General features: G+C 45.1%; 21 protein-coding genes. 14 read left to right on the forward strand and 7 right to left on the reverse strand.

Translation table 11 applies throughout. The features are described 5' to 3' along the window. The first annotated feature begins 300 nt into the window (after window positions 1–300). Window positions 301–1,833, forward strand: a complete 1,533-nt coding sequence (locus ACY3ZI_RS01560) for a M16 family metallopeptidase (RefSeq protein WP_211887201.1) — start codon at window positions 301–303, stop codon at window positions 1,831–1,833. 59 nt (window positions 1,834–1,892) lie between these two features. On the opposite strand, the gene ACY3ZI_RS01565 is transcribed toward ACY3ZI_RS01560, so the two are convergent. Beyond that, window positions 1,893–2,885 (reverse strand): serine hydrolase domain-containing protein, encoded by a 993-nt coding sequence (locus ACY3ZI_RS01565; protein ID WP_211887203.1) that lies wholly within the window; start codon window positions 2,883–2,885, stop codon window positions 1,893–1,895. Between the two features lie 244 nt (window positions 2,886–3,129). Between ACY3ZI_RS01565 and ACY3ZI_RS01570 the strand changes: the two genes are divergently transcribed. Further along, window positions 3,130–4,188, forward strand: a complete 1,059-nt coding sequence (locus ACY3ZI_RS01570; RefSeq protein WP_211887204.1) for an NAD(P)H-dependent flavin oxidoreductase — start codon at window positions 3,130–3,132, stop codon at window positions 4,186–4,188. A 45-nt stretch (window positions 4,189–4,233) separates the two neighbouring features. Here ACY3ZI_RS01570 and yhjD read toward each other — a convergent pair whose 3' ends face one another. After that, window positions 4,234–5,226, reverse strand: coding sequence for an inner membrane protein YhjD (yhjD, locus tag ACY3ZI_RS01575; protein ID WP_487375876.1), 993 nt, complete (start codon window positions 5,224–5,226; stop codon window positions 4,234–4,236). Window positions 5,227–5,401: 175 nt separating this feature from the next. Beyond that, window positions 5,402–5,803, reverse strand: coding sequence for a DUF1090 domain-containing protein (locus ACY3ZI_RS01580; protein ID WP_211887208.1), 402 nt, complete (start codon window positions 5,801–5,803; stop codon window positions 5,402–5,404). A 229-nt stretch (window positions 5,804–6,032) separates the two neighbouring features. On the opposite strand from ACY3ZI_RS01580, the gene ACY3ZI_RS01585 reads away from it, so the two are divergent. Continuing rightward, on the forward strand, window positions 6,033–6,875 hold the full coding sequence (locus ACY3ZI_RS01585) for a 23S rRNA (adenine(2030)-N(6))-methyltransferase RlmJ (RefSeq protein WP_154602303.1): 843 nt from the start codon (window positions 6,033–6,035) through the stop codon (window positions 6,873–6,875). A 117-nt stretch (window positions 6,876–6,992) separates the two neighbouring features. Further along, on the forward strand, window positions 6,993–8,345 hold the full coding sequence (gene gorA, locus ACY3ZI_RS01590; RefSeq protein WP_154602304.1) for a glutathione-disulfide reductase: 1,353 nt from the start codon (window positions 6,993–6,995) through the stop codon (window positions 8,343–8,345). Window positions 8,346–8,432: 87 nt separating this feature from the next. On the opposite strand, the gene ACY3ZI_RS01595 is transcribed toward gorA, so the two are convergent. Both ACY3ZI_RS01595 and ACY3ZI_RS01600 read right to left on the reverse strand, forming a co-directional pair. Next, window positions 8,433–9,032, reverse strand: coding sequence for a glutathione S-transferase family protein (locus ACY3ZI_RS01595; RefSeq protein ID WP_487375877.1), 600 nt, complete (start codon window positions 9,030–9,032; stop codon window positions 8,433–8,435). A 51-nt stretch (window positions 9,033–9,083) separates the two neighbouring features. Next, window positions 9,084–9,782: a helix-turn-helix transcriptional regulator gene (locus ACY3ZI_RS01600; RefSeq protein ID WP_487375878.1), complete on the reverse strand. Its 699-nt coding sequence runs from the start codon at window positions 9,780–9,782 to the stop codon at window positions 9,084–9,086. Window positions 9,783–10,002: 220 nt separating this feature from the next. Here ACY3ZI_RS01600 and ACY3ZI_RS01605 point away from each other — a divergent pair, with 220 nt between their 5' ends. Genes ACY3ZI_RS01605 through ACY3ZI_RS01630 form a run of 6 tightly spaced genes read left to right on the forward strand, consistent with a single transcriptional unit; the run spans window position 10,003 to window position 15,759 of the window. Further along, the gene (locus tag ACY3ZI_RS01605; RefSeq protein WP_211887213.1) at window positions 10,003–11,220 is read left to right on the forward strand and encodes an ABC transporter substrate-binding protein; all 1,218 of its coding nucleotides are present in this window, start codon (window positions 10,003–10,005) and stop codon (window positions 11,218–11,220) included. Window positions 11,221–11,269: 49 nt separating this feature from the next. Continuing rightward, the gene (locus ACY3ZI_RS01610) at window positions 11,270–12,133 is read left to right on the forward strand and encodes a carbohydrate ABC transporter permease (RefSeq protein WP_487375879.1); all 864 of its coding nucleotides are present in this window, start codon (window positions 11,270–11,272) and stop codon (window positions 12,131–12,133) included. A gap of 2 nt (window positions 12,134–12,135) precedes the next feature. After that, window positions 12,136–12,948: a carbohydrate ABC transporter permease gene (locus ACY3ZI_RS01615; protein WP_211887216.1), complete on the forward strand. Its 813-nt coding sequence runs from the start codon at window positions 12,136–12,138 to the stop codon at window positions 12,946–12,948. A 12-nt stretch (window positions 12,949–12,960) separates the two neighbouring features. Next, window positions 12,961–14,019, forward strand: a complete 1,059-nt coding sequence (locus ACY3ZI_RS01620; RefSeq protein ID WP_487375880.1) for an ABC transporter ATP-binding protein — start codon at window positions 12,961–12,963, stop codon at window positions 14,017–14,019. Beyond that, the gene (locus ACY3ZI_RS01625; protein ID WP_487375881.1) at window positions 14,009–14,749 is read left to right on the forward strand and encodes a ribonuclease Z; all 741 of its coding nucleotides are present in this window, start codon (window positions 14,009–14,011) and stop codon (window positions 14,747–14,749) included. The genes ACY3ZI_RS01620 and ACY3ZI_RS01625 overlap by 11 nt, the downstream gene beginning before the upstream one ends. Next, window positions 14,746–15,759, forward strand: coding sequence for a LacI family DNA-binding transcriptional regulator (locus ACY3ZI_RS01630; protein ID WP_487375882.1), 1,014 nt, complete (start codon window positions 14,746–14,748; stop codon window positions 15,757–15,759). The genes ACY3ZI_RS01625 and ACY3ZI_RS01630 overlap by 4 nt, the downstream gene beginning before the upstream one ends. 34 nt (window positions 15,760–15,793) lie before the next feature. On the opposite strand, the gene mobB is transcribed toward ACY3ZI_RS01630, so the two are convergent. Together mobB and mobA are read right to left on the reverse strand one after the other, a co-directional pair. Continuing rightward, window positions 15,794–16,312, reverse strand: a complete 519-nt coding sequence (gene mobB, locus ACY3ZI_RS01635) for a molybdopterin-guanine dinucleotide biosynthesis protein MobB (RefSeq protein WP_187128640.1) — start codon at window positions 16,310–16,312, stop codon at window positions 15,794–15,796. Beyond that, window positions 16,309–16,902: a molybdenum cofactor guanylyltransferase MobA gene (mobA, locus tag ACY3ZI_RS01640; RefSeq protein ID WP_211887226.1), complete on the reverse strand. Its 594-nt coding sequence runs from the start codon at window positions 16,900–16,902 to the stop codon at window positions 16,309–16,311. Before mobA ends, mobB begins: the two co-directional genes overlap by 4 nt. 214 nt (window positions 16,903–17,116) lie before the next feature. Here mobA and ACY3ZI_RS01645 point away from each other — a divergent pair, with 214 nt between their 5' ends. The 4 genes from ACY3ZI_RS01645 (at window position 17,117) to polA (ending at window position 22,179) form a co-directional block, all read left to right on the forward strand. After that, window positions 17,117–17,386: a YihD family protein gene (locus tag ACY3ZI_RS01645; RefSeq protein ID WP_006659561.1), complete on the forward strand. Its 270-nt coding sequence runs from the start codon at window positions 17,117–17,119 to the stop codon at window positions 17,384–17,386. Next, complete coding sequence (locus ACY3ZI_RS01650) at window positions 17,387–18,388, forward strand: serine/threonine protein kinase (protein WP_442959117.1); 1,002 nt, start codon at window positions 17,387–17,389, stop codon at window positions 18,386–18,388. A gap of 33 nt (window positions 18,389–18,421) precedes the next feature. Next, window positions 18,422–19,045 (forward strand): thiol:disulfide interchange protein DsbA, encoded by a 624-nt coding sequence (gene dsbA, locus ACY3ZI_RS01655; protein ID WP_036948659.1) that lies wholly within the window; start codon window positions 18,422–18,424, stop codon window positions 19,043–19,045. Window positions 19,046–19,374: 329 nt separating this feature from the next. Continuing rightward, complete coding sequence (polA, locus tag ACY3ZI_RS01660) at window positions 19,375–22,179, forward strand: DNA polymerase I (RefSeq protein WP_211887230.1); 2,805 nt, start codon at window positions 19,375–19,377, stop codon at window positions 22,177–22,179. The last annotated feature ends 62 nt before the right edge of the window (window positions 22,180–22,241 follow it).

Raw genomic sequence — 22,241 nt, forward strand, 5'->3', positions numbered from 1 at the left:
ATTGTTAGCAGCAAGATTCGGGCGACTTACTCACTATCTGTCGTATCCAAAATGCGAAATATCAGCAAATAAATGGTGATGTTTAACATGCATTTTAGTGATCAACTTAGCGACTTAGCGTATTGAGCGCCGCCCAATTATCTCAATAACATGCAGCGATGTTTTTTTCGGGTATAGTGATAATCAAATTTTTGATGAAGCCAAACTATATCGCTTAACCGAGTCAATTAGCGTTTTTCGTTAATTTTTCTGTTGCTGTTTACGGTTAAATACAAGGATATAAAGAACATAGGGGTCTACATGCAGGGTTTGAAAGTGCGATATATCATCGGCGTGGTACTTTTATCAGTCACTGGTTTTGCTAGTGCTGAACCTTTACAACCCGATCCAGCATGGCAGCAAGGAAAGCTCGAGAATGGCTTTAATTGGCAGTTATTACAAACACCACAGCGTCCAAATGATCGAATCCAACTTCGGTTAGCCATTAAAACAGGTTCGTTATCTGAAAAAGCCAGTGAAAAAGGGTACAGTTATCTGATCCCTCGAATGGCGCTATTCCATCAATCTGAAGCTTTTCCTGCTGCTACATTGCAAAATTTTTGGCGTCAGGCAACCGACCCTGATATGCCGTTACCTCCAGCCGTCGTTTCTTACGACTACACAATTTATAGTTTAAGTCTGCCTAACAACCGCCCTGATTTGGTGAAACAAGCATTAAGTTGGTTGGCAACGTCTGTGGCTGGGGCGCAATATACTGAGAATTCATTACAGAGTGGGTTAACTGTTCCCAATATTCCAGTGGCTACCTTACCAGTCAATGCCAACGACCCTGTTTGGCGTGCTCGTCTCAATGGGTCGGCGATGCTCGGTTATGATCCAGGGCAGAAGCCAAACGGTAAAGTCGATTTAGCCAGTGTGAATTCGTTCTATCAAAAATGGTACACACCTGATGTCATGACATTATATGTCGCGGGGCATGTGGATTCTCGCATGTTATCTGACAGTATCACTCAAGCGTTTTCATCGTTAGAAGGTAAGCGTTCTGAGCCTGTTTCAGTTGCTGTTTTATCGTCAGTGAAGCCTCAGGCAATTGATATCCTTCAAGACAAATCAACGCAAGATACCCTCTCGCTAATTTGGGATATTGATTGGTTGCCAATCAAAGATTCCAACGTGTTGCTGCGTTATTGGGGAAGTGACCTCGCTCGAGAAGCCATTTACCGCTCATTACAGAAGTCCTTTAAACAAAAGTTTGCGGAAGAGGGTGTGACGCCGGGCTTAGATTGTCGTGTTCAGTATCAAAAAGCGAGCTGTACGTTAGCGATTTCTGCACCACCAGAAAAAATGGCAGCAGTGGCAGACGTGGCGTTGAATGAGCTGGCGGCAATCAAACAAAATGGTATTGACCCAGAGCTGTTCAATGACATGATGAAAGAGAAGCAAGTTCAATTATCACAACTGTTTGCGGCATATGCGCGTACCAGTACTGATGTGCTAATTAGCCAGCGTTTGATTTCACAACAAAATGGTGTCGTGGATATCGCGCCTGAGCAGTATCAATTACTCAGACAAGCGTTCTTAGGAACTCAAAATCTTGAGCAAGTAAACATGGAAGCGCGTCGTTTACTGTCTCAAGAAGCGGCGATTGTCTTAGCGCAGCCGAAAGAAAAACAGACTATGGATGCGGAGCAAATTCGCCAGAAATTCACGCAAGTGTTATGGCCTAAATTACCTGTGGTTGTGGAGCCGGCACCTGAATCTCCCGCAGTCGCAGAGCCTCAAGAGGGCGAGCCTGCACCAGCGTTACCGATTCCAGCACCATTAACTCGTTAATGGTCAACTGAATAAAAATAGCCCTCAAAATGAGGGCTATTTTTTGTGTTGATGGCGCTTTATTTAGACGTCAGCAACGCTTCAATCGCGTTAATCAGTACGTTCCGTGAATCTCGATTATCCACAAAACCAGCAGCACTGGTTTGAGTTGCCGGTGAGTAGTACGCAACGGAACCCCAAAAGCCTAAGTGGGAATAGAGTGTCATGCCGTTGACCTCATTGACCATGATCCCTTGCCGATAGCCTTGCGCCCCTTCATGGGAACCTGCACTTAACATGGTGTCTAAGGTTTCTGATTTGGTAAAAATCTTACCGCTAAATAGCGCTTCGAAGAACTGCGCCATTTGTTTCGAAGACATCACTAAGCCACCACCGCCATACACATCCATTGAAGGATCCATGTTGGAGCAATCGAGTTTTCCGAGGTACTGTTTTGCACGAGCTTCCGTTGTTGCAGGGAGTTCAAATGTTTCCCAGTAGGCAGTCTGTAAGCCAATTTCATTAAATTTCAAGAGTTCTCGGACGGCTTCTCCCAATGCTTGCCCCGTCATTCGCTCAATAATATTCCCAAGCAAAATATAGCCCGTATCAGAATAGATAAAAGCTTCGGAGGGGCGGAAAAATGGGTGATCTTGCTGAACATATAGCTCAATTTGCTTTGAACGTGTCCATTGATAATCAGGACGTTTTAAGACGTCTTTGAGGTATTCCTCGTTGGCATGATCCAATAGCCCGCTACTGTGGTTGAGTAGGTGACGGATCGTAATCGCATCGGTGTCGTATTTTGGTGATAGTAATTGATTGTATTTGGGTGAAATATAATGAGAAATGCTGTCATCCACAAATAGCTTTCCCATTTCAGCCAAGCGTAAAATTGCTGCGGCAGTAAAGGGTTTGGTGTTACTCGCAATGCGTAAAGGCGTATCGACAGTTAATGGTTCCCCCGCAAGATCGCTACCTCGTGCACAGAATGTTCCAACGCAGTTTTGTGGCTGATTATGGTAATAAACGACGACACCACAAGATAGATTTTCCAATTGAGAGATTTGCATTGTCGGATTCCTTAGGCGTGAGTTCACTGTATCTTAGGCAGTTTGTTGCTATAACATACACGCTTAAAATGCGTTTAGTTTGCTAATGTTATGAGAGTAATGAGAAATGCGGTCGTTATCACATTCCGAAAAACAGTTAGGTTCATTGGATGAATATTGGGATAGAATGATAAAGATACATATTATATGCAATTTATTAACATGCTATTCATCTATCGCGTAAGCATAAAAAGGTAAGGAAAGTATGAGCCATTCCAATGTATTACTGCATCGCCTCAACCTACGATATCCTATTATTCAAGCACCTATGGCGGTGGTTTCAACACCTGCGTTGGTAGCCGCCGTTTGTGAGGCGGGCGGATTAGGCTCCTTAGCATTGGGTGCGAGCTCGGTAGATCAAGCAAGGTCAATGATTGCCGCCACTCAAGCACTGACGGACAAACCGTTTAATGTGAATGTGTTTTGCCATATGACACCACAACGCAATAGCCAGAACGAACAGGCTTGGTTGGCACATTTACAGCCTAAATTTCAGCAATTTAACCATCAAGCCCCTGAGCAATTGGATGAAATTTATCTCTCATTTTTAGATAACCCAGCCATGTTGGAACTATTCTTAGAAATGAAACCCGCAGTCGTGAGTTTCCACTTCAATGTACCGTCTCGTGAAGTTATCAATGCTTTGAAAGAAAACGGTATTTTTACGATGGCGACGGCGACAAACTTACATGAAGCCCAATTAATTGAGCAAGCAGGCATTGATGCGATTGTGGCGCAAGGAATAGAAGCGGGTGGTCACCGCGGTATGTTTGATGTGCAATTAAAAGATGAAGAACTGACGACAAGTCAGCTGGTTGAGCTACTTGCTAAACACACTCAATTACCGATTATTGCAACTGGGGGGATCATGGATGGTGCGGATATCAAGCAAGCCCTTGCTCATGGCGCCTCTGCCGCACAATTAGGAACTGCCTTTCTGTTATGCCCAGAATCTGCGGCAAATGAAGGATATCGTCGTAAACTGAAAAGCCAAACAACGGATAATACTTATTTAACAGCCGCTATTTCAGGGCGACCTGCCCGAGGTATTTTCAACCAATTTATGCAAGCGGGGCAGCAGTATGATGAAAGTAAATTGCCAGATTATCCCATCGCTTATGATGTGGGTAAGCAACTGAATGCCGCGGCAACTCACTCAGGCAGTGATGAATTTGCCGCTCATTGGGCGGGACAAAATGTGGCAAAAGTCCGTGAAATGAGCGCAAAAGATTTGATGGCGACATTAGTGAAAGAGATGGAATAAATGCGTGAAGGGAATGATGAATTTATCATTCCCCTATGATTGAGATTAAGGAGTGAGAACGTCTTGTGCACCACCTTTCGGCTCATCCGTGGCAATCCACGCAGCGCAAAAGAGTGTGAGTCGGGCAAAGAAATAGAAAAATGCCATTAACCCCAATACTGAACCGAAAGCTGCGCCCGATGGCGAAGAGGCTAAGGTTGGTAAAATCCATGTCATGATAGATTTGATGATTTCAAACCCAATCGCGGCGAGCAAGGTGCCTTTTAGCAGTGAGCGGCGACGGTGCTGCATGCGCGGTAAAATCCAGAAAATCCACAAAAATAATAAGAAGTTGGCAGTAATGGAAATTGCTAAACCAATCAGTGTCCAAACGGGTTTAAGCCACTCGATGCTGTCTAAGCCAAGGGTGCTGACAATGGTTGCTTGCGCAGAGCCTGCTACGGAGGTCAGTGTAATGGTGACAATTAACGCAATTAGCAAGCCAATTAGCGCGAAAAAGTCACGAACGTAGCGGAAAATGATATTTTCTTGCTCCGATTCATTCCGTTCCCAAATGGTGCGAGATTGCGCCAAAATCGCTAAGCGCAAGTTATTTACCCAGTTAACGCCAGAATAGACCGCTAACGCTAAACCCGTTAACCCCACGGTGGTGCGCTGGCGGATAGCCGTATCAATGGTTTGCTCAAGGGTATTAGCGAGTGTGGGATCAGTGATATTGGCAGAAATGCCACGAATGAGCTTCTCAAGTAATTCAGGATTGCTGGCTAACACGAAACCTGCCGCAGCGAAGCTAAACATCAGTACAGGGATTAGAGATAAAAACGAGAAATAGGTAATTGCGGCACCAAACTGGTTACCCATTCTATCGGTAAAACGTTGAGCCGTGCGGATTAAATGCGCAATAAATGGAATTGCACAAACAAAATCAACCACCCTCATTGAGAACGTTAGGGCTTTTTTACTGCCATCTAGACTTTTGTTTAGAGTGGATTTTAATTTGTTGGTCTCTTTTTGTTGCTCATCTTGCATGCCTGACATGCGTTCCCCTTTTCACTGCTTAATCAAAATATGCTTATAATTCACCATTCTATATTCTTTTATACTATAGCCTAAGTTTGTTGATAATTTCACCCTATGCCTTTATTTATCCAAAATTAGCTATAGGGTGAGATAAAGAATAAAAATTAACTATTTGATTAAACTTGAATTTTTATTAAAGGGTATCTTTGTAGATGTCTGAAAGGTCTTGGGCTTCTTGAAGCTCTGCCTTTGCTTCGGCAACTTTACGCTTATGTTTAGCGATTTTTTCAGGGTCACCTTTTTGAATAGATTCCTGCAATTCAGCTTCGCGCTCAGCAACTTTTTTCTGCTTTTCGGCAATTTTCTCCTGGCTATCGCGATACAGCGAATCAGAGGTACAGTAGCGGTTAACGTTCTCGAGTGCGCGCTCTAAGCCATTTACGCGGTAGGTATTACCGTGTGCTTTGGCATATTTGAGCTGAGTTTCAATTTTCTGCTTTTTGATTTCACACCCTTGGGATGAATTACCTGCTATTGCAGGATTATTCACTAAAAATGCAGCCAATATGGAAGATATTATAAATACTCGTTTCATTGGTTTTCCCTATTATGGTTTTTAATTTTGCTTAGGATAACTTTTTGGTAAGGAAAGGTCATGTGCAATTTTGTCATGTTTTGTCACTATGACAATCCCATCAAATTTTAGCTATAATGGCGCGAAAGAAATTATTCGGTCTATTTTTCATTCAACAGACCTTCTGTACAGATTCTATTAACAGCATTCACAAATGTGGCTGCTGAATTCCTCAGGAAATAAACGCGACATGTTAAGTTATCGTCATAGCTTTCACGCAGGCAACCATGCGGATGTTCTCAAACATACGGTGCAAAGTCTGATCATTGAATCTCTTAAAGAAAAAGAGAAACCATTTCTGTATCTGGATACCCATTCCGGCGCGGGTCGTTATCAATTAACTAGCGAACATTCAGAAAAAACAGGAGAGTATCTCGAAGGGATTGCACGAGTTTGGGAGCAACCGGATTTACCTGAGGAACTACTGCCCTATATGCAAGTTGTGCGCCGTTTAAATGAAAACGGTCGCTTACGCTATTACCCAGGCTCGCCACTATTAGCGAAACATTTACTGCGTGAGCACGATAAACTGATTTTAACCGAGTTACACCCAAGTGATTATCCGTTATTACGTACTGAATTTTCTCGCGATGAGCGTGCAACAGTTGCCCGTGAAGATGGTTATCAACAGTTAAAATCGAAATTGCCTCCGCAAAGCCGCCGTGGTTTTATGCTGATGGATCCACCTTATGAGATGAAATCAGACTACGAAGCGGTCGTAAAAGGCGTTGTTGAAGGCTATAAGCGCTTCGCAACAGGCACGTATGCGATTTGGTATCCAGTGGTTCTGCGCCAGCAAATCAAACGTATGGTGAACCAACTAGAAGCAACTGGTATCCGTAAAATTCTGCAAATTGAATTAGCGGTACGCCCTGACAGCGACCAACGCGGTATGACTGCATCCGGTATGATTGTCATTAACCCGCCTTGGAAACTTGAGCAGCAGATGAAAAATGTCCTGCCATGGTTACATAAAACACTGGTGCCAGAAGGCACTGGGCATACATTAGTTGAGTGGATTGTACCTGAGTAACAATAGACTTTGGCTATTGCAGTAACAGGCAATAGCTATCTTAAATGTTTATGTTTACATAGCATAATAAGAGAATATTAACGTATTCGTAATTCAACAAATGGGAACAACCAAGTTATGAGCAAACATTACGACTATATTGCAATTGGCGGCGGTAGCGGCGGTATTGCGTCTATGAACCGTGCGGCGATGTACGGACAAAAGTGTGCCCTGATTGAAGCTAAAGAGTTAGGCGGCACTTGTGTTAACGTCGGTTGTGTACCGAAAAAAGTGATGTGGCATGCAGCGCAAATTTCTGAAGCTATTCGCGCCTATGGTCCAGACTATGGTTTCGATACCACTATCAATGATTTCAACTGGAAGAAATTAATTGAGAGTCGTACTGCTTATATCGACCGTATCCACCAATCTTACGATCGCGTACTTGGCAATAACAAAGTCGATGTGATCAAAGGTTTTGCTCGTTTTGTTGATGCACATACCGTTGAAGTGAATGGCGAGATTTACACCGCGGATCATATTTTGATCGCAACGGGTGGTCGTCCGGTGATCCCTGAGATCCCAGGTGCAGAATATGGCATGACTTCTGACGGTTTCTTTGAGCTGGAAGCGTTGCCTAAGCGTGTTGCTGTTGTCGGTGCGGGCTACATTGCCGTTGAACTGGCTGGCGTACTAAATGGTTTAGGTAGTGAAGCGCACCTGTTTGTGCGTAAACATGCTCCACTGCGTGCGTTTGACCCGCTTATTGTTGAAACGTTAGTGGAAGTGATGAATGCAGAAGGTCCAACGTTGCACACAGAATCCATTCCGAAAGAAGTGGTCAAAAATGCAGACGGTTCACTGACATTAAAATTAGAAAATGGTCACGAGCAAACTGTTGATGCGCTGATTTGGGCAATCGGTCGTGAGCCAATGACGGATAACCTGAATATTGAAGCGGCAGGCGTTGAGCTAAATGCGAAAGGCTATATTAAAGTCGATAAATATCAGAATACCAATGTGGCTGGCGTTTACGCAGTGGGCGATAACACTGGCGCGGTAGAGTTAACGCCAGTCGCTGTTGCTGCGGGTCGCCGTCTGTCTGAGCGCTTATTTAACAACAAACCTGACGAACATTTAGATTACACCAACGTGCCAACGGTTGTATTCAGCCATCCGCCAATTGGTACAGTGGGTTTAACTGAGCCAGAAGCCATTGAAAAATATGGTGCAGATGCAGTGAAATGCTATAAATCTTCATTTACCGCGATGTATACCGCAGTCACTTCTCATCGCCAACCATGCCGCATGAAGCTGGTATGTGTGGGTAAAGAAGAGAAAATTGTCGGCATCCACGGTATCGGTTTTGGTATGGATGAAATGCTGCAAGGCTTCGCGGTCGCTCTCAAAATGGGCGCAACCAAGAAAGATTTCGACAACACTGTCGCAATCCATCCAACTGCTGCCGAAGAGTTTGTGACAATGCGTTAAGCATCGTTTAACTCTCTTTAGTGAGAAATTAAAAAGGCGCAGGTTAATTCTGCGCCTTTTTGCATTTCACGGTGATGATAATAGGTACTACATCGCTAGCAGCGCAGCAATTTCTGGGTGTGTTGCTAGGCTATCCATATAGGTTTGCATCGGCGGTGTTGCGGTATATCCGCAATACTTGATTAAAAACATCACAAAGCAGCCCACATACACATCCACCGCGGTTAATGTTTCACCGCAAATATACGGTTTGGCACTGGCGAGGCAGACATCTAGCGTCGCTAAAGTGCGTTCAACGCTACCAAAGCCTGACGATTTTTGCTGTTCTTCTGTTAATTCCACACCTAAATTAAGGACGGTAAACGCAGATTCAATCGGGCCTGCGGTGAATAAAAACCAGCGATAGTAAGCACCACGGTCAGGGCTATTTAATGCAGGAGCAAAGCCCTTTTCAATAAATTTATCGGCTAAATAAAGACAAATCGCCGCACACTCAGTCACAATCACATCACCATCAACTAAAGCGGGCACTTTTGCCATCGGATTAATGGCAAGATATTCCTTGGTGTGCATCTCTGCACCATAAGCTAATTCAATGCGCTTATAGGGAACGTCCATCATTTTTAATAGTAAATCAACGGTATTGCCGCGGGACATTGCATTGGTAAATAGAACTAGCTCGCTCATAGTGATTTTTCCTTAAATGAAGTAGAGCACTGACTATAAGCTAAGGCGGTGTCAGAAATTGTCAGGAGTGACACACAAGACTTCTTGCTGCCAGCGGGTGAGTAAATAGCCTTTCGGGTAGGGCAGCGACTCCCCCAAGAGAGTGTAAGATTCGATTCTATCTAGGCGGAAATGGCGATAGCTTTGGCGCAGCTCGCACCATGCCGCTAACACTTGGGTATCTTTCATATAGCCCACCGCGATTGGCCAAATAATCCGTTCACTGGATTGCCCTTTAATATCCACATACGATATTTTGGCTTTGCGCTCTTCCCGTAAACTCAAACGCAAATTTTTAGCCACATGCTCGTCAATTTCATTAAGTTGGGTTGTTGGGGCAAATAGCGTATTGCTGTTTAGGATGATCTGCGCCTCTTTACCCACCACGGCATTAATTTTATTAAGAGTGCGCAGGGCAGAGTTTTTGAGTTCTGTATCAGCATTACTTTGTACCCAGCGTAAACCTAAAATCAGCGCTTCCAGTTCATTCTCATCGAACATCAATGGCGGCAGTAATAATCCGCTTTTTAACTGATAACCAATGCCCGCTTCACCAGTAATTTCAGCTCCTTGGTCGCGTAGTGATTCAATATCCCGATAAATGGAACGAACACTCACCTCTAACTGACAGGCGAGGGCATCTGCGGTGATCGGATAGCGATTCTCTTTCAGGATCTGAATCAGTGTGAGTAAGCGTTGGGTGCGAGTCATTAGGCTCTCAGTTAGGATGTTATGCAAAGAATTGCCATCATACTAAAGAAAGCCGCTATTGAATTCCAATCGTCTTTGCCATTCAGAATAAAACCTTCACTTCACCTTCATCTAACTGTCATCTTCCAGCCGTAGCCTGCCATGGCAATTTGAACGCGCGTGCAAAAAACTCAACCGAAAATTCATATAAAGAACAAGAGACATCCACTAGGAGAAGCAAATGATTAAGCGCACATTATTGGCATCCGCTCTGATAGCCTCAACACTTGGCGCTAGCGCCTCTGAATTAATTATTGCCGGACGAGACAGCAGCTATGGTGATGCGATGCAGTTTGTTGTCGACGAATATAAAAAAAATAATCCCAAGGCAGAAATCACGTTAGTTAAGCGTCCGAGTAAAGGGCTGTATGAAAGCGTCGTGCTCTCCATGCGCGAGAAAACCGGTAACTATGACGTGATTTTAATGGATGACACATGGGCACCTGAATTCCTTGCCAACAAGTGGTTATCCCCACTTCCTGACTCACTCCAAGATAAAGACTTTATTCAATCCACCGTGGATATCGGTCGCCAAGACGGCAAAGGTGCGAGCTATGCATTGCCAATGGTGGGTAACGTGGCAATGTTCGCGTGGAATAAAGACCTGTTCGATCAGTACAAACTTCAACAGCCGAAAACATGGACGGATGTGTTGAACTCAGCGAAAACCATTAGCCAAGATGGCAAAGCCAATGGCGTGGTGTATCGCGGAGTAAAAGGCAACCCGATCGTGACGGGATTTTTACCCATTCTGTGGGGATATGGTGGCGATGTTGTCGATAGTAACGGAAAACCGACCTTGAATACCCCACAGGCCAAACACGCGTTAGAAACCTTCTTAGCCATGAAGCAATATGCGCCGAAAGGGGTGGATGTGTTTAACGCCGATGAAGTTCGCGATGCATTACAAAAAGGCACCGCCGCGATGGCCATCGAAGTATGGCCAGCTTGGGTGCCGGATCTTGATAACGCCAAAGTCTCGAATGTGGTCGGCAAAATGGAAATGATGGCGCCACCAGCAGAAACCGGACAGCCAGCACCTATGCTGGGTATTTGGCAGTTGGCGATTCCGGTAGATGCGAAAAACAAAGTGGAAGCGGAGCAATTCCTTGCATTTGCTAGCAGCGCTGAAATGCAAAAAGCATTAGCACTAAACTTCGGGACACCGCCAACGCGCCATAGCGTCTATGCAGACCCGCAAGTTGTTAGTCAATACCGTTGGTATCCACAACAAGCAGCCGCATTAGAAGCCGGTAAAGCGCGCCCACGTATTCAAAATTGGGCTGAAGTGGAAAGTATTCTTGGGGACTTTTTGCAAATGGCGATGATGGGGCAAATGACCGCGGATCAAGCTTTGGAACAAGCGCAAAAACGCATTGAGCGCAGCACAAAAAAATAGTGATGTTTTTCATGGCGCTAGTTTCTAGCGCCTTTATGGAATGCTGAGTATGTTATTTGAAAACCGTAAACAGTTGTTTTGGTTACTCCTCCCAGCGTTGATTATGCTGGGATTATTGACGTTGTATCCCATCGTATCCGTGCTGTATCACGCATTTGGGCAAGTGGATTATATCGATGACAGCTACCACTTTATTGGCTGGTCGAATTTCTCTGAATTGTTCGATGATTTTTTCTTTTTGGCTGCAATCAAGAATACGTTCATTTTTACCCTTGTGGCGTCCATCGCTCAAGTTCTTTTAGGGCTGTGGCTAGCGCTGCTGTTTAACCGTCAATTTGCTGGGCGCAAATTTGCGTTGCCCATCATTATCTACCCAATGATGCTCTCCACGCTGGTGTGTTCCTCGATTTGGCGCTCTTGGTACAACTATGATTTTGGATTCTTAAATAGCCTGCTGGTGGCGGTGGGGCTACCCGCCCAAGAGTGGTTATTCAATCCAGATTTAGCCTTATATTCCATTGCGTTAGTAGATACATGGCAATGGACGCCAATGGCATTTTTGATCATTTTGGCGGGCTTGCAATCCATTCCTAAAGATATTGGTGAAGCGGCGATGGTGGATGGAGCAAAAGGCTGGAAATCCTTTGTCTACATCACGCTTCCGCTGATCAAAAAGCAACTGATGCTGGCATTTTTATTGCGCTCTATCGACACCTTTAAGTTATTCGACAAAGTGTATGTGATGACGGGGGGCGGGCCAGGAAATTCAACCGAAACATTATCTATGTTTGTCTATAAATACGGTTTCCGCTTCTTCGACTTAGGCATGGCGAGTGCGGCGGCGTTAGTGATGTTGGCGATTTCCTTGCTGATGACATTGATTTATGCCCGCAACGTAATGAAAGGACGCTGATCATGAAAGCCAAAATACACACATTGTTGGTTTGGTTGGCGGTGTTGATCATGACGCTGCCGATTATTTGGATGTTCGGCACGGCGTTTAAATCCCCGTCTGAAATTATGCAATCGGGGGCGCAATTACTGCCAAGCCAACCGAGCTTATCGTCGTTTGAAAAGCTATTTGAAGGGGATTTGCTGCGCTTAGTGGGCAATACGGTTTTAGTCTCGGTGGGGGCAACGGCGGTCTCAGTGGTACTGGCGTTCTTTTGTGCTTACGCCTTAGTGCGTTATCGCTTCCCTGCTAAGCTCGATAACGTGTTTTTGCTCGGTGTATTGATTATCAAAATGATGCCGCCGATTGTGATTGCCATTCCGCTCTATTCCTTAATGAACCAAGTCGGGTTACTGAATACGCGCATTGGGCTGATTTTGTCTTATCAGGTGTATACCTTGCCGTTTTGTATCTGGATGCTGCTCGGTTTTATTCGCGATATTCCATTAGAAATTGAAGAGGCAGGGGCGATGGATGGAGCGAATTTATTGCATCGTTTGGCCTATATCGTTTTTCCGCTTTGTGCGCCGGGGTTAGTCGCGACGGCGATTTTCTCCATGATCCTCGGTTGGAATGAGTTTTTATTCTCACTGTTATTTATTCATACGCCAGACAAATTCACTATCCCATTATTTATCTCTAATTTTATGACTGAAGACGGTACTGCATGGGGAGAAATGATGGCGATAGGGATTGTTTCTTCATTGCCAATGCTGGCACTGGCGGGCTATATGCAGCGCTATTTATTACGTGGTTTCTCGATGGGATTGAAATAGTAGGCACTTATCATGAAAAAACTCGAACTGATTAATATTGGTAAAAGCTACGCAGGGCATTGCGTGATCCCACAAGTGGATTTAACTATCGACAATGGCGAATTTGTGGTGTTTGTCGGTCCTTCTGGCTGTGGGAAATCCACGTTGCTACGCATGATTGCAGGGCTAGAATCCATCACCGAGGGGGAATTGAAACTCAATGGTCAACCGTTGAATGATGTGCATCCCTCACTGCGACAAGTGGCGATGGTGTTCCAATCCTATGCGCTATATCCCCACATGAGCGTGGAAAAGAATATGGGATTTCCGCTGAAGATGGCGGGAATGAGTGCGCGAGAAATTACCCAAAAAGTACGGGAAACCGCCGAGAATTTACAATTAACTCATTTGCTTGACAGACTACCATCGGCGCTGTCTGGTGGGCAGCGTCAACGGGTGGCGATTGGGCGTGCGATTGTGCGTGACCCGGAGTTATTTCTGTTTGATGAACCGCTGTCAAACCTTGATGCCAAATTACGCGGCGAAATGCGTATTTACTTGAAGCAACTTCATCAAAACTTGAAAGCCACCATGATTTACGTGACTCACGACCAAGTTGAAGCGATGACTTTGGCTGACCGCATTGTGGTCTTAAATCAAGGACGTATTGAGCAAGTCGGTACGCCTGAAACGTTATACCAGAAGCCAGCCAATAAATTTGTAGCGTCATTTATTGGGTCACCGGTGATGAATTTTCTCCCACCCCAAATGTTCGATTCAATCGATATTTCGCGACCTGCTGGAACGGAGTGTATAGGCGTTCGTCCTAATCAAGTGGTGGTGGATAGCCAAAACCCGGATGCCTTTATGCCAATCACGGTGGTGGAGCCTCTTGGGCATTCACGACTTTACTATGGTTTATTAAAGGGCAATGGTTTATTAAAGGGGCAGCATTTTGTGGTGGAGAGTGACCAGATTTATGGATTGGGGGACAGGTTACCCATAAGCTTAGCGCGTTCGACGTTGCACCTTTTTGATGAGCAAGAACAACGGATTGAAATGGCTAAAACAAGGAAAAACCATGCAGCCTAGTTTTCAAATTACGGTAGTGGGAACGGGGGATGCTTATGATAGCGAACGCATCAATGCCAGCATTCTGGTGGAAGAATCAGGCTACCAATTGCTGGTGGATTGTGGTCCGACGGTGCCTCAAGCGCTGTTTGGACAAATGCATGTGGAAGAATTGGATGCTATCTATTTGACTCATACTCATCCGGATCACTGCCTTGGGCTCACCACGTTACTCAATTGGATGGATTCGTACCGACGCCAGCGCCCACTGACGATTATTGCTCAGCGGGAACAATGGGCGCTATTGGCGCCTCTTCTTGCTTTTGCCCATTGGCCGAAAACACAATTAGGTTTTGAGATCATCCAACAAAATAGTGAAGAGATTCAATTTATTGGTGATTGGAAAGTGACAACAGCGTTAACCCAACACTCGGTCAGTAACCGCAGTTTGCACCTGACGGCGAGTTCGGGGCGTAGTCTGTTTTATTCAGGGGATGGTGAGATTTCACCCCAAGGGGAACAACTGGCGTTACAAAGTGATTGGGTATTCTTGGAGTGTGAAACCCTCGATATTCATCCGAGTCATGGCTCTTGGGCATCACTGCACCAGCGGTTGCAAAAGTTATCTCCCAAATCTAATAGCCAATGGCGGCTTTATCATATTGAGCCGCGTTACCTAGATAGCCTGCGTGAACATATTGCCGAATATCCGTTTCTTCAGTTGGCTCAGCAGGGGGAATGCTTATTATGATGCAAAATCGAAAAGTGACGGCATCGGATGTGGCTGAAGTGGCAGGCGTTTCCCGTTCGTCGGTATCACGGGCATTTACCGAAGGTGCGAGTATTCACCCGAAGAAACAGCAAAAGATTTTAGACGCTGCGAAGCAGTTGGGCTATCAACCTAATTTTTTTGCTCGCACACTGAGTACGCCTAATCAGAAAAAACGTTCCAATATCGTGGCGATCCTTGTCAGTGACTTATCGAACCCGTATGAATCCTATTTGTTTGAAGCCTTATCCAGCGCATTACAAGGGCATGGGAAACAGCCAATGCTATTGAATGTGAAACAGGCGGGCGACCTTGATGCGGCGATTTTGCAATTATCGGGATACCAAATTGATGGGGTGGTCGCTGTGGTGGGGTCACTGCCAGCGGAGCATTTTCATCAATGCTTAAAGCTCTCTTTACCGCTAATTACACTGGGGCGCAGTGATGCTGCGGGGTTGATCCCATCAGTACAAACAGATAACCAATTAGCCGGAGAAATGGCGGCAAAATATCTATTAAATTTAGGCTTAACTCGGTTGGGCTTTCTGGCAGGGCGTGGAGATGGGCAAGCATCAAATGAGCGCCATCAAGGCTTTAAAAACTATTTAATGGCAGCGGGTTATCCTGAGTCAATGTGCTTATCTGCGGGGAGCTATCGTTATCAAGCGGGTTTTGAAGCGGCGTTGCAGCATCAGCAGCAACTACAATCGTTGGATGGTTTATTTTGTGCCGCAGATTCTTTGGCGTTGGGTGTGATGGATTGTTGTCGCCAAGTGCTGAATATCGTAGTTCCTGAACAACTCAGGATCGTGGGGTGTGATGATATTCCGATGGCGGGGTGGGAAGGGTATCAACTCACCACATTGGCGCAGCCCGTAAATCGCATTGCCCAGCAAGTGATTACCTTACTTGAAGGCATTTGGGCGCAGTCAGAGAATCAACCGAATCTTATCAAGCTTGAACCTGAGCTGATTGTACGCAAAAGCGCATGAAAAATGCCTCGAATGAGGCATTTAGAGTGGTAACTTACTGGCTTTTCTGCCACCAAGAGACAATATAATCCGCCACCTGTTCGGGGTTATTGATATCCAATTGGGGAACGTCGGTATCAATAATTTCGTCGCTGGCAACCGCCACGACATACTCGTCAATTAAGCCGTTTAGCGGTTTACCCACATCGGATCGAAATAGCGCGATTTTATCGATGGGCTCACTTTTGAATCCTTCCACTAAAATCAGATCTAACGAAGCAGGATCAAAGCGGCTAGCGAGATAGTTCAGATCCATTTCGTTGCATTCAGGGGTTTCGGTCATTAATGCCCAGCGCTGATTGCTGGCGACTAACGTTTGGTCTGCCCCTGCTTTGCGTAATTCATAACTGTCTTTGCCCGGCGTATCAATTTCCATATCGTGATGCGTGTGCTTGATTAAGCCCACACGAACATGGCGCTGTCTCAGTAAAGGGATAACTTTCTTGAGCAAAGTAGTTTTCCCGGTGCCACTGTAGGCGGTGATCCCGAGTAGAGGTAACGTGTTCTGGTTCATGATTTTTTTTGTTGTAACTCCCAGTTACGGCTATCTTCCGGCGTATTTAAATTAGCAAATGTGCCGGTTTCAGAGGTAAACATGACGCCTTTTGCATCGATTTCACGCATAAATAGCATCAGTTTGCGATCTCCTCTTGCGAGGTAATCATCCAAGGGTTTCTGGAGAGACCGATGGAGTAGGGTAAATGTCGGGTGCTCCCGTTCGTTATCGCAGGCGTAGCAGGCAAGGTGCTCGCCTTTTTCGCGAAACATTTTTTCGGCTAAATCAGTTGGGAATTCGGGAACATCACAAGGGACAAATAGCAGCCAATCGGTGGTGACTTGATGAAGTGCTGCTTGCATACCGGCTAAAGGACCCGAAAAATCTGCGGTTAAATCCGTGAAAACGGGCAGCTGGCTTTGTGCATATTCTGCGTGGTGGCGATTAGCATTGATCATCAATTGACCGACTTGCGGTTGCAAACGCTCCATAATATAGCGGTATAGCGGCTTACCCAATAAAGGAATTAAACCCTTATCTTGGCCACCCATGCGGGTGCCTTTGCCCCCGGCGAGGATCACGCCTGTAATCGACTGACGAAATGACATGTTCAATATCTCTGAAAATCTTAGCGAAAATGTTTTAACGAACTTAAGTAGTTTTTTGAGTATAGTAACAGCTAAAATCTATTCTATTTTCCTATAAAATCAATGAATATTAATACAAGAAACGGTTAAACTTTACTTAGATTGACAACTGTTCCCTTTTTCTCTTGTAGGATTATTGGTAACTTGTATCGAATATTCGTGATAAGGAATAAACATGAAATGCCATCGTTTAAATGAAGTCATCGAACTTCTGCATCCAGTATGGAAGGACAATTCAGATTTAAATTTAGTGCAATTACTGCAAAAACTGGCAGATGAAGCGGGTTTTAAAGGCAGTTTATCTGAACTGACAGACGACGTATTAATTTATCATCTAAAAATGCGTGGCACCGACAGCAATGCGGTGATCCCCGGTATTCAAAAAGATTACGAAGATGATTTTAAAACGGCCATTCTACGTGCTCGTGGCATCATAAAAGATTAAATGAACATGGATTTAACAGAACAATCGAGCTTCCACTTTAGTGGGATCTCCCCTGATTTGATCCTTGATGCGCTGATGGAAGCGGGGATTTACCCAGAATCAGGGCTGACAGAGCTTAACAGCTACGAAAATCGCGTTTACCAATTTCAGGATGAAAATCGCCAACGCTATGTGGTGAAATTTTATCGTCCTGAGCGCTGGAACCGTTCTCAAATTCAAGAAGAGCATGATTTTACCCTTGAGCTGCAAGATGAAGGCTTATCGGTGGCTGCGCCTTTAGAATTTGCCGGACAAACGGTATTAGAGTTTGGTGGGTTTATGTTTGCACTCTTTCCGAGTATCGGAGGACGCCAATATGAAACGGACAACTTATTCCAGCTTGAGGGTGTTGGTCATTTATTAGGGCGAGTGCATCAAATCGGTAAACAGCGAAACTTTGCATTTCGTCCGACTCTTGGTGTGGAAGAGTATCTCGACCAACCGAGAAATATTATCGCCTCCAGTTCATTAATTACTGAGCGTGATAAAGCACCATTGATAGATTCATTGGATAAGTTGATTGCCCAAGTTAAAGCCCTGTGGCCTGCTCAACAATCTTTTATTCGCCTGCAAGGGGATTGCCATCCTGGCAATATTTTGTGGCGTGATGAAGCGTGGCTGGTGGATTTTGACGATGCACGCAATGGTCCTGCGGTGCAAGATTTATGGATGTTGCTTAATGGTTCACGCCAAGAGCAGATTATCCAACTGGATACGTTATTAGAAGCGTATAACGAGTTTTGTGATTTTGATGTACGTGAGTTAAAGCTGATTGAACCGCTACGTGCGATGCGAATGGTGCATTATTTAGGATGGATCCTTCGTCGCTGGCAAGATCCCGCTTTCCCGAAAGCATTTTCTTGGATCCAATCTGCTGATTTTTGGCAAAAGCAATCTATCGAGTTTGCACAGCAAACTGAGCGGTTGTTAGATGCTCCTTTGCAATTGAACCCGCAATTTTAATATTTAAGACTGTGTTTTTGGAGAAAGTTTTCTATGAAAAAAATCATGTTGGCTTTGATTGGTATTGCCATGTCTTTTGGTGCTGCGGCAGCAAATTATTCAGAAGGTAAAGAGTACACGGATGTTAAGCCTCCGGTACAAGACTTACCGCAAGTTCTGGAGTTTTTCTCATTCTATTGCCCACACTGCTATCAGTTTGAAAGCATCTACAAAGTGCCACAAACGGTAGAGAAAAACCTGCCAGAAGGTGTCACTAAAGCGCGTTATCACGTTGATTTTTTAGGCCCTCTAGGTGCTCAAATGACTCAAGCGTGGGCTGTGGCGATGGTGCTGAAAGTTGAAGATAAAGTGACGCCAATTCTGTTTGAAGGCATTCAGAAAACCCAAACGATCAATACCCCTGCGGATATCCGTAATGCATTTATCAAAGCGGGCGTAACGGGTGAAGAATACGATGCAGCGCTAAATAGCTTTGTCGTGAAATCGTTAGTTGCTAAGCAACAAAATGCCGCACAAGATTTAAAACTGCGTGGCGTGCCAGCATTATTCGTCGATGGTAAATATCAAATCCGTAATAACGGAATTTCTGTCGATAACGCAGAGGATTATGCTAAAGAATACTCAAAAGTTGTGAACTTCTTAGTTAGCAAAAAATAATCTGTGAAGATAGCGGCAATGTGCCGCTATCTTTTTATTTGCTGATTGTCCGTTATCAATATCCACAATTCGACCATCCCCTCTGATTTGCGATAAATCAAAGCCTCATTAGCTAACTTATTGATTTTATTTTATTGTTTTCTTCTTGCAATTCTCTTACTCATTGAATCCGTTAGATAACTAAATTTTACTCACAAAGTTATCCACAGGAAGTTATCGCATAAGAAATGGGATAACTCAGCGGGAAATTGAATCTCAAGGTGTATCTGAAGCCACAATGTGGCATCCTATCCCCCATTCATTCCCGATAAAAAAGATGATGACAGATTATGGCTCAGATTGCTGAAAATCCCCTTATTTTGGTAGATGGCTCTTCCTACCTGTACCGTGCTTATCATGCATTCCCTCCATTGACCAACAGCGCTGGTGAACCTACCGGAGCGATGTATGGCGTGTTGAATATGCTGCGTAGCCTAATCATGCAATATACCCCGAGTCATGTGGCGGTTGTCTTTGATGCTAAGGGAAAAACGTTCCGTGATGAACTGTTTGAAAGCTACAAATCCCATCGTCCGCCAATGCCGGACGATCTGCGCGCTCAAATTGCACCATTGCATGAAATGGTGGAAGCTATGGGGCTGCCGCTGCTAGTGGTACCTGGTGTGGAAGCGGATGACGTCATCGGTACGTTGGCGCGTGAAGCGAGCAGCAAAGGGATGCCAGTGCTGATCAGTACGGGCGATAAAGATATGGCACAGTTGGTTGAACCGAATATCACCCTGATCAACACCATGACCAACACCATCTTAGGTCCTGAAGAAGTGGAAGCGAAGTATGGGGTTCCACCAAGCCTAATTATCGACTTTTTAGCCTTAATGGGTGACTCATCCGATAATATTCCGGGTGTGCCGGGTGTCGGTGAAAAAACCGCATTAGCATTATTGCAAGGTATTGGTAGCTTAGACGATATCTATAAAAACTTAGATGCGATTGCTCCACTCGGTTTCCGTGGCTCTAAAACCCTCGCACCAAAAATGGAAGAGAACCGCGAACTCGCACTGTTATCTTACCAACTGGCGACGATTAAAACGGATGTTGAGCTAGAAAAACCGTGTGAAGAACTCAAGGTGACGGAACTGGATGCGGATAAACTTCATTCACTGTTTAGCCGTTATGAATTTAAACGCTGGTTGGCCGATGTTGAAAATGGTAGCTGGATGGACGGCAAAGGGGCGAAACCAACTAAAGCCGCAGAAAGTTACCGTGCACCAGCAAGCCAGCCTGCGGCAAAATCTAAGCCTGCCGTCCCAACACTATGTGCTGAAAATTACCAAACAATTCTCGATAAAGAACAGTTAGATAGTTGGGTGAAAAAACTCAGCGAAGCGACGCTGTTTGCCTTTGATACAGAAACTGACAGCCTGGATACCCAAGAAGCTCGTTTAGTGGGTATGTCTTTTGCTATCGAAGCCGGTCATGCCGCCTATTTACCTGTCGGGCATGACTATCTTGATGCGCCAGATCAGTTGCCTTTAAAAGACGTTTTGGCAGCGATGAAGCCTATCTTAGAAAATGAGAAAATCGGCAAAATCGGTCAGAACCTAAAATACGATGCGGAAGTGTTGTTAAATTGCGATATTTCGCTAAAAGGCATCAAGTTTGACACTATGCTGGAATCTTATGTGTTGAACAGTGTAGCAGGCATGGGGCGCCATGATATGGACAGCCTTGCAGATCGCCATCTCAACCATAAAACCGTGAGTTTTGAAGAGATAGCGGGTAAAGGCAAAAAGCAGTTAACCTTTAACCAAATCCCATTGGAGCAAGCGGCAAACTATGCGGCGGAAGATGCGGATGTGACATTGTTACTGCATCAAGCGCTGTATCCGCAACTGGAAGCAGAGCCAAAATTAGCCCACGTTTTCCAAAATATCGAAATGCCGTTGGTGCCAGTGTTGGTACGTATGGAGCGCAAAGGTGTGCTGATTGATGCGGCGGCATTAGGGGCGCAGTCTCAGGTGATCACCGCGCGTTTAGCGGAGTTGGAAAAACAGGCGTTTGAGTTAGCGGGTGAAGAGTTCAATCTGGCATCTCCGAAACAGTTGCAGACGATTTTATTCGAAAAGCTGCAATTGCCAGTTATCAAGAAAACACCAAGTGGCGCTGCTTCAACCAACGAAGAAGTGTTGGAAGAGCTGGCATTAAACCATGCACTACCAAAATTACTGTTAGAGCATCGTAGCTTAGCGAAGCTAAAATCTACTTATACGGATAAGCTGCCGCTGATGATTAATCCAAAAACTCATCGCGTGCATACCTCTTATCACCAAGCAGTAACAGCGACGGGACGTTTATCTTCCCGTGACCCGAACTTGCAAAATATTCCAGTGCGTACCGAAGAAGGTCGACGTATCCGCCAAGCGTTTGTGGCGCGTGATGGCTACAAAGTGATGGCAGCGGACTATTCACAAATTGAATTGCGTATTATGGCGCACCTTTCCCAAGATAAAGGCTTATTGAAGGCGTTTGCGGAAGGGAAAGATATCCATAGAGCCACCGCAGCCGAGGTATTTGGTGTTCCGTTAGAGGAAGTCACCAGCGACCAACGCCGTAGTGCAAAAGCGATTAACTTCGGTTTGATTTATGGCATGAGTGCATTTGGTTTGGCTCGCCAGTTAGGCATCCCACGTGGAGAAGCGCAGCGTTATATGGATCTCTACTTTGAGCGTTATCCAGGTGTGCTGCGTTATATGGAAAATACCCGCCTGCAAGCGTCTGAACAAGGTTATGTTGAGACATTAGAAGGGCGTAGATTGTATCTTGCAGATATTAAATCGAGTAACGGTATGCGCCGTAAAGCGGCAGAACGCGAAGCGATCAACGCCCCAATGCAAGGCACCGCAGCCGATATCATCAAAAAAGCGATGATAGCAGTAGATAATTGGCTCGAAACCGAAAAACCAGATGCGGATATGCTTATGCAGGTGCACGATGAACTGGTGTTTGAAGTCAAAGAGTCCGAGCTAGAGAAGGTGCAAGCGAAGGTTCAGGCGCTGATGGAGCAGAGTATGACGCTGGATGTTCCTCTCAAAGTGGAGGTGGGTGTTGGCTCGAACTGGGACGAAGCCCATTAATCAGCAATACTCGTCATATTTCGGGCTGTAGGGGTGTTGGCTGTACTCGGCAACCCTAGTCA

This window comes from Providencia sp. LY12, from assembly GCF_057621555.1.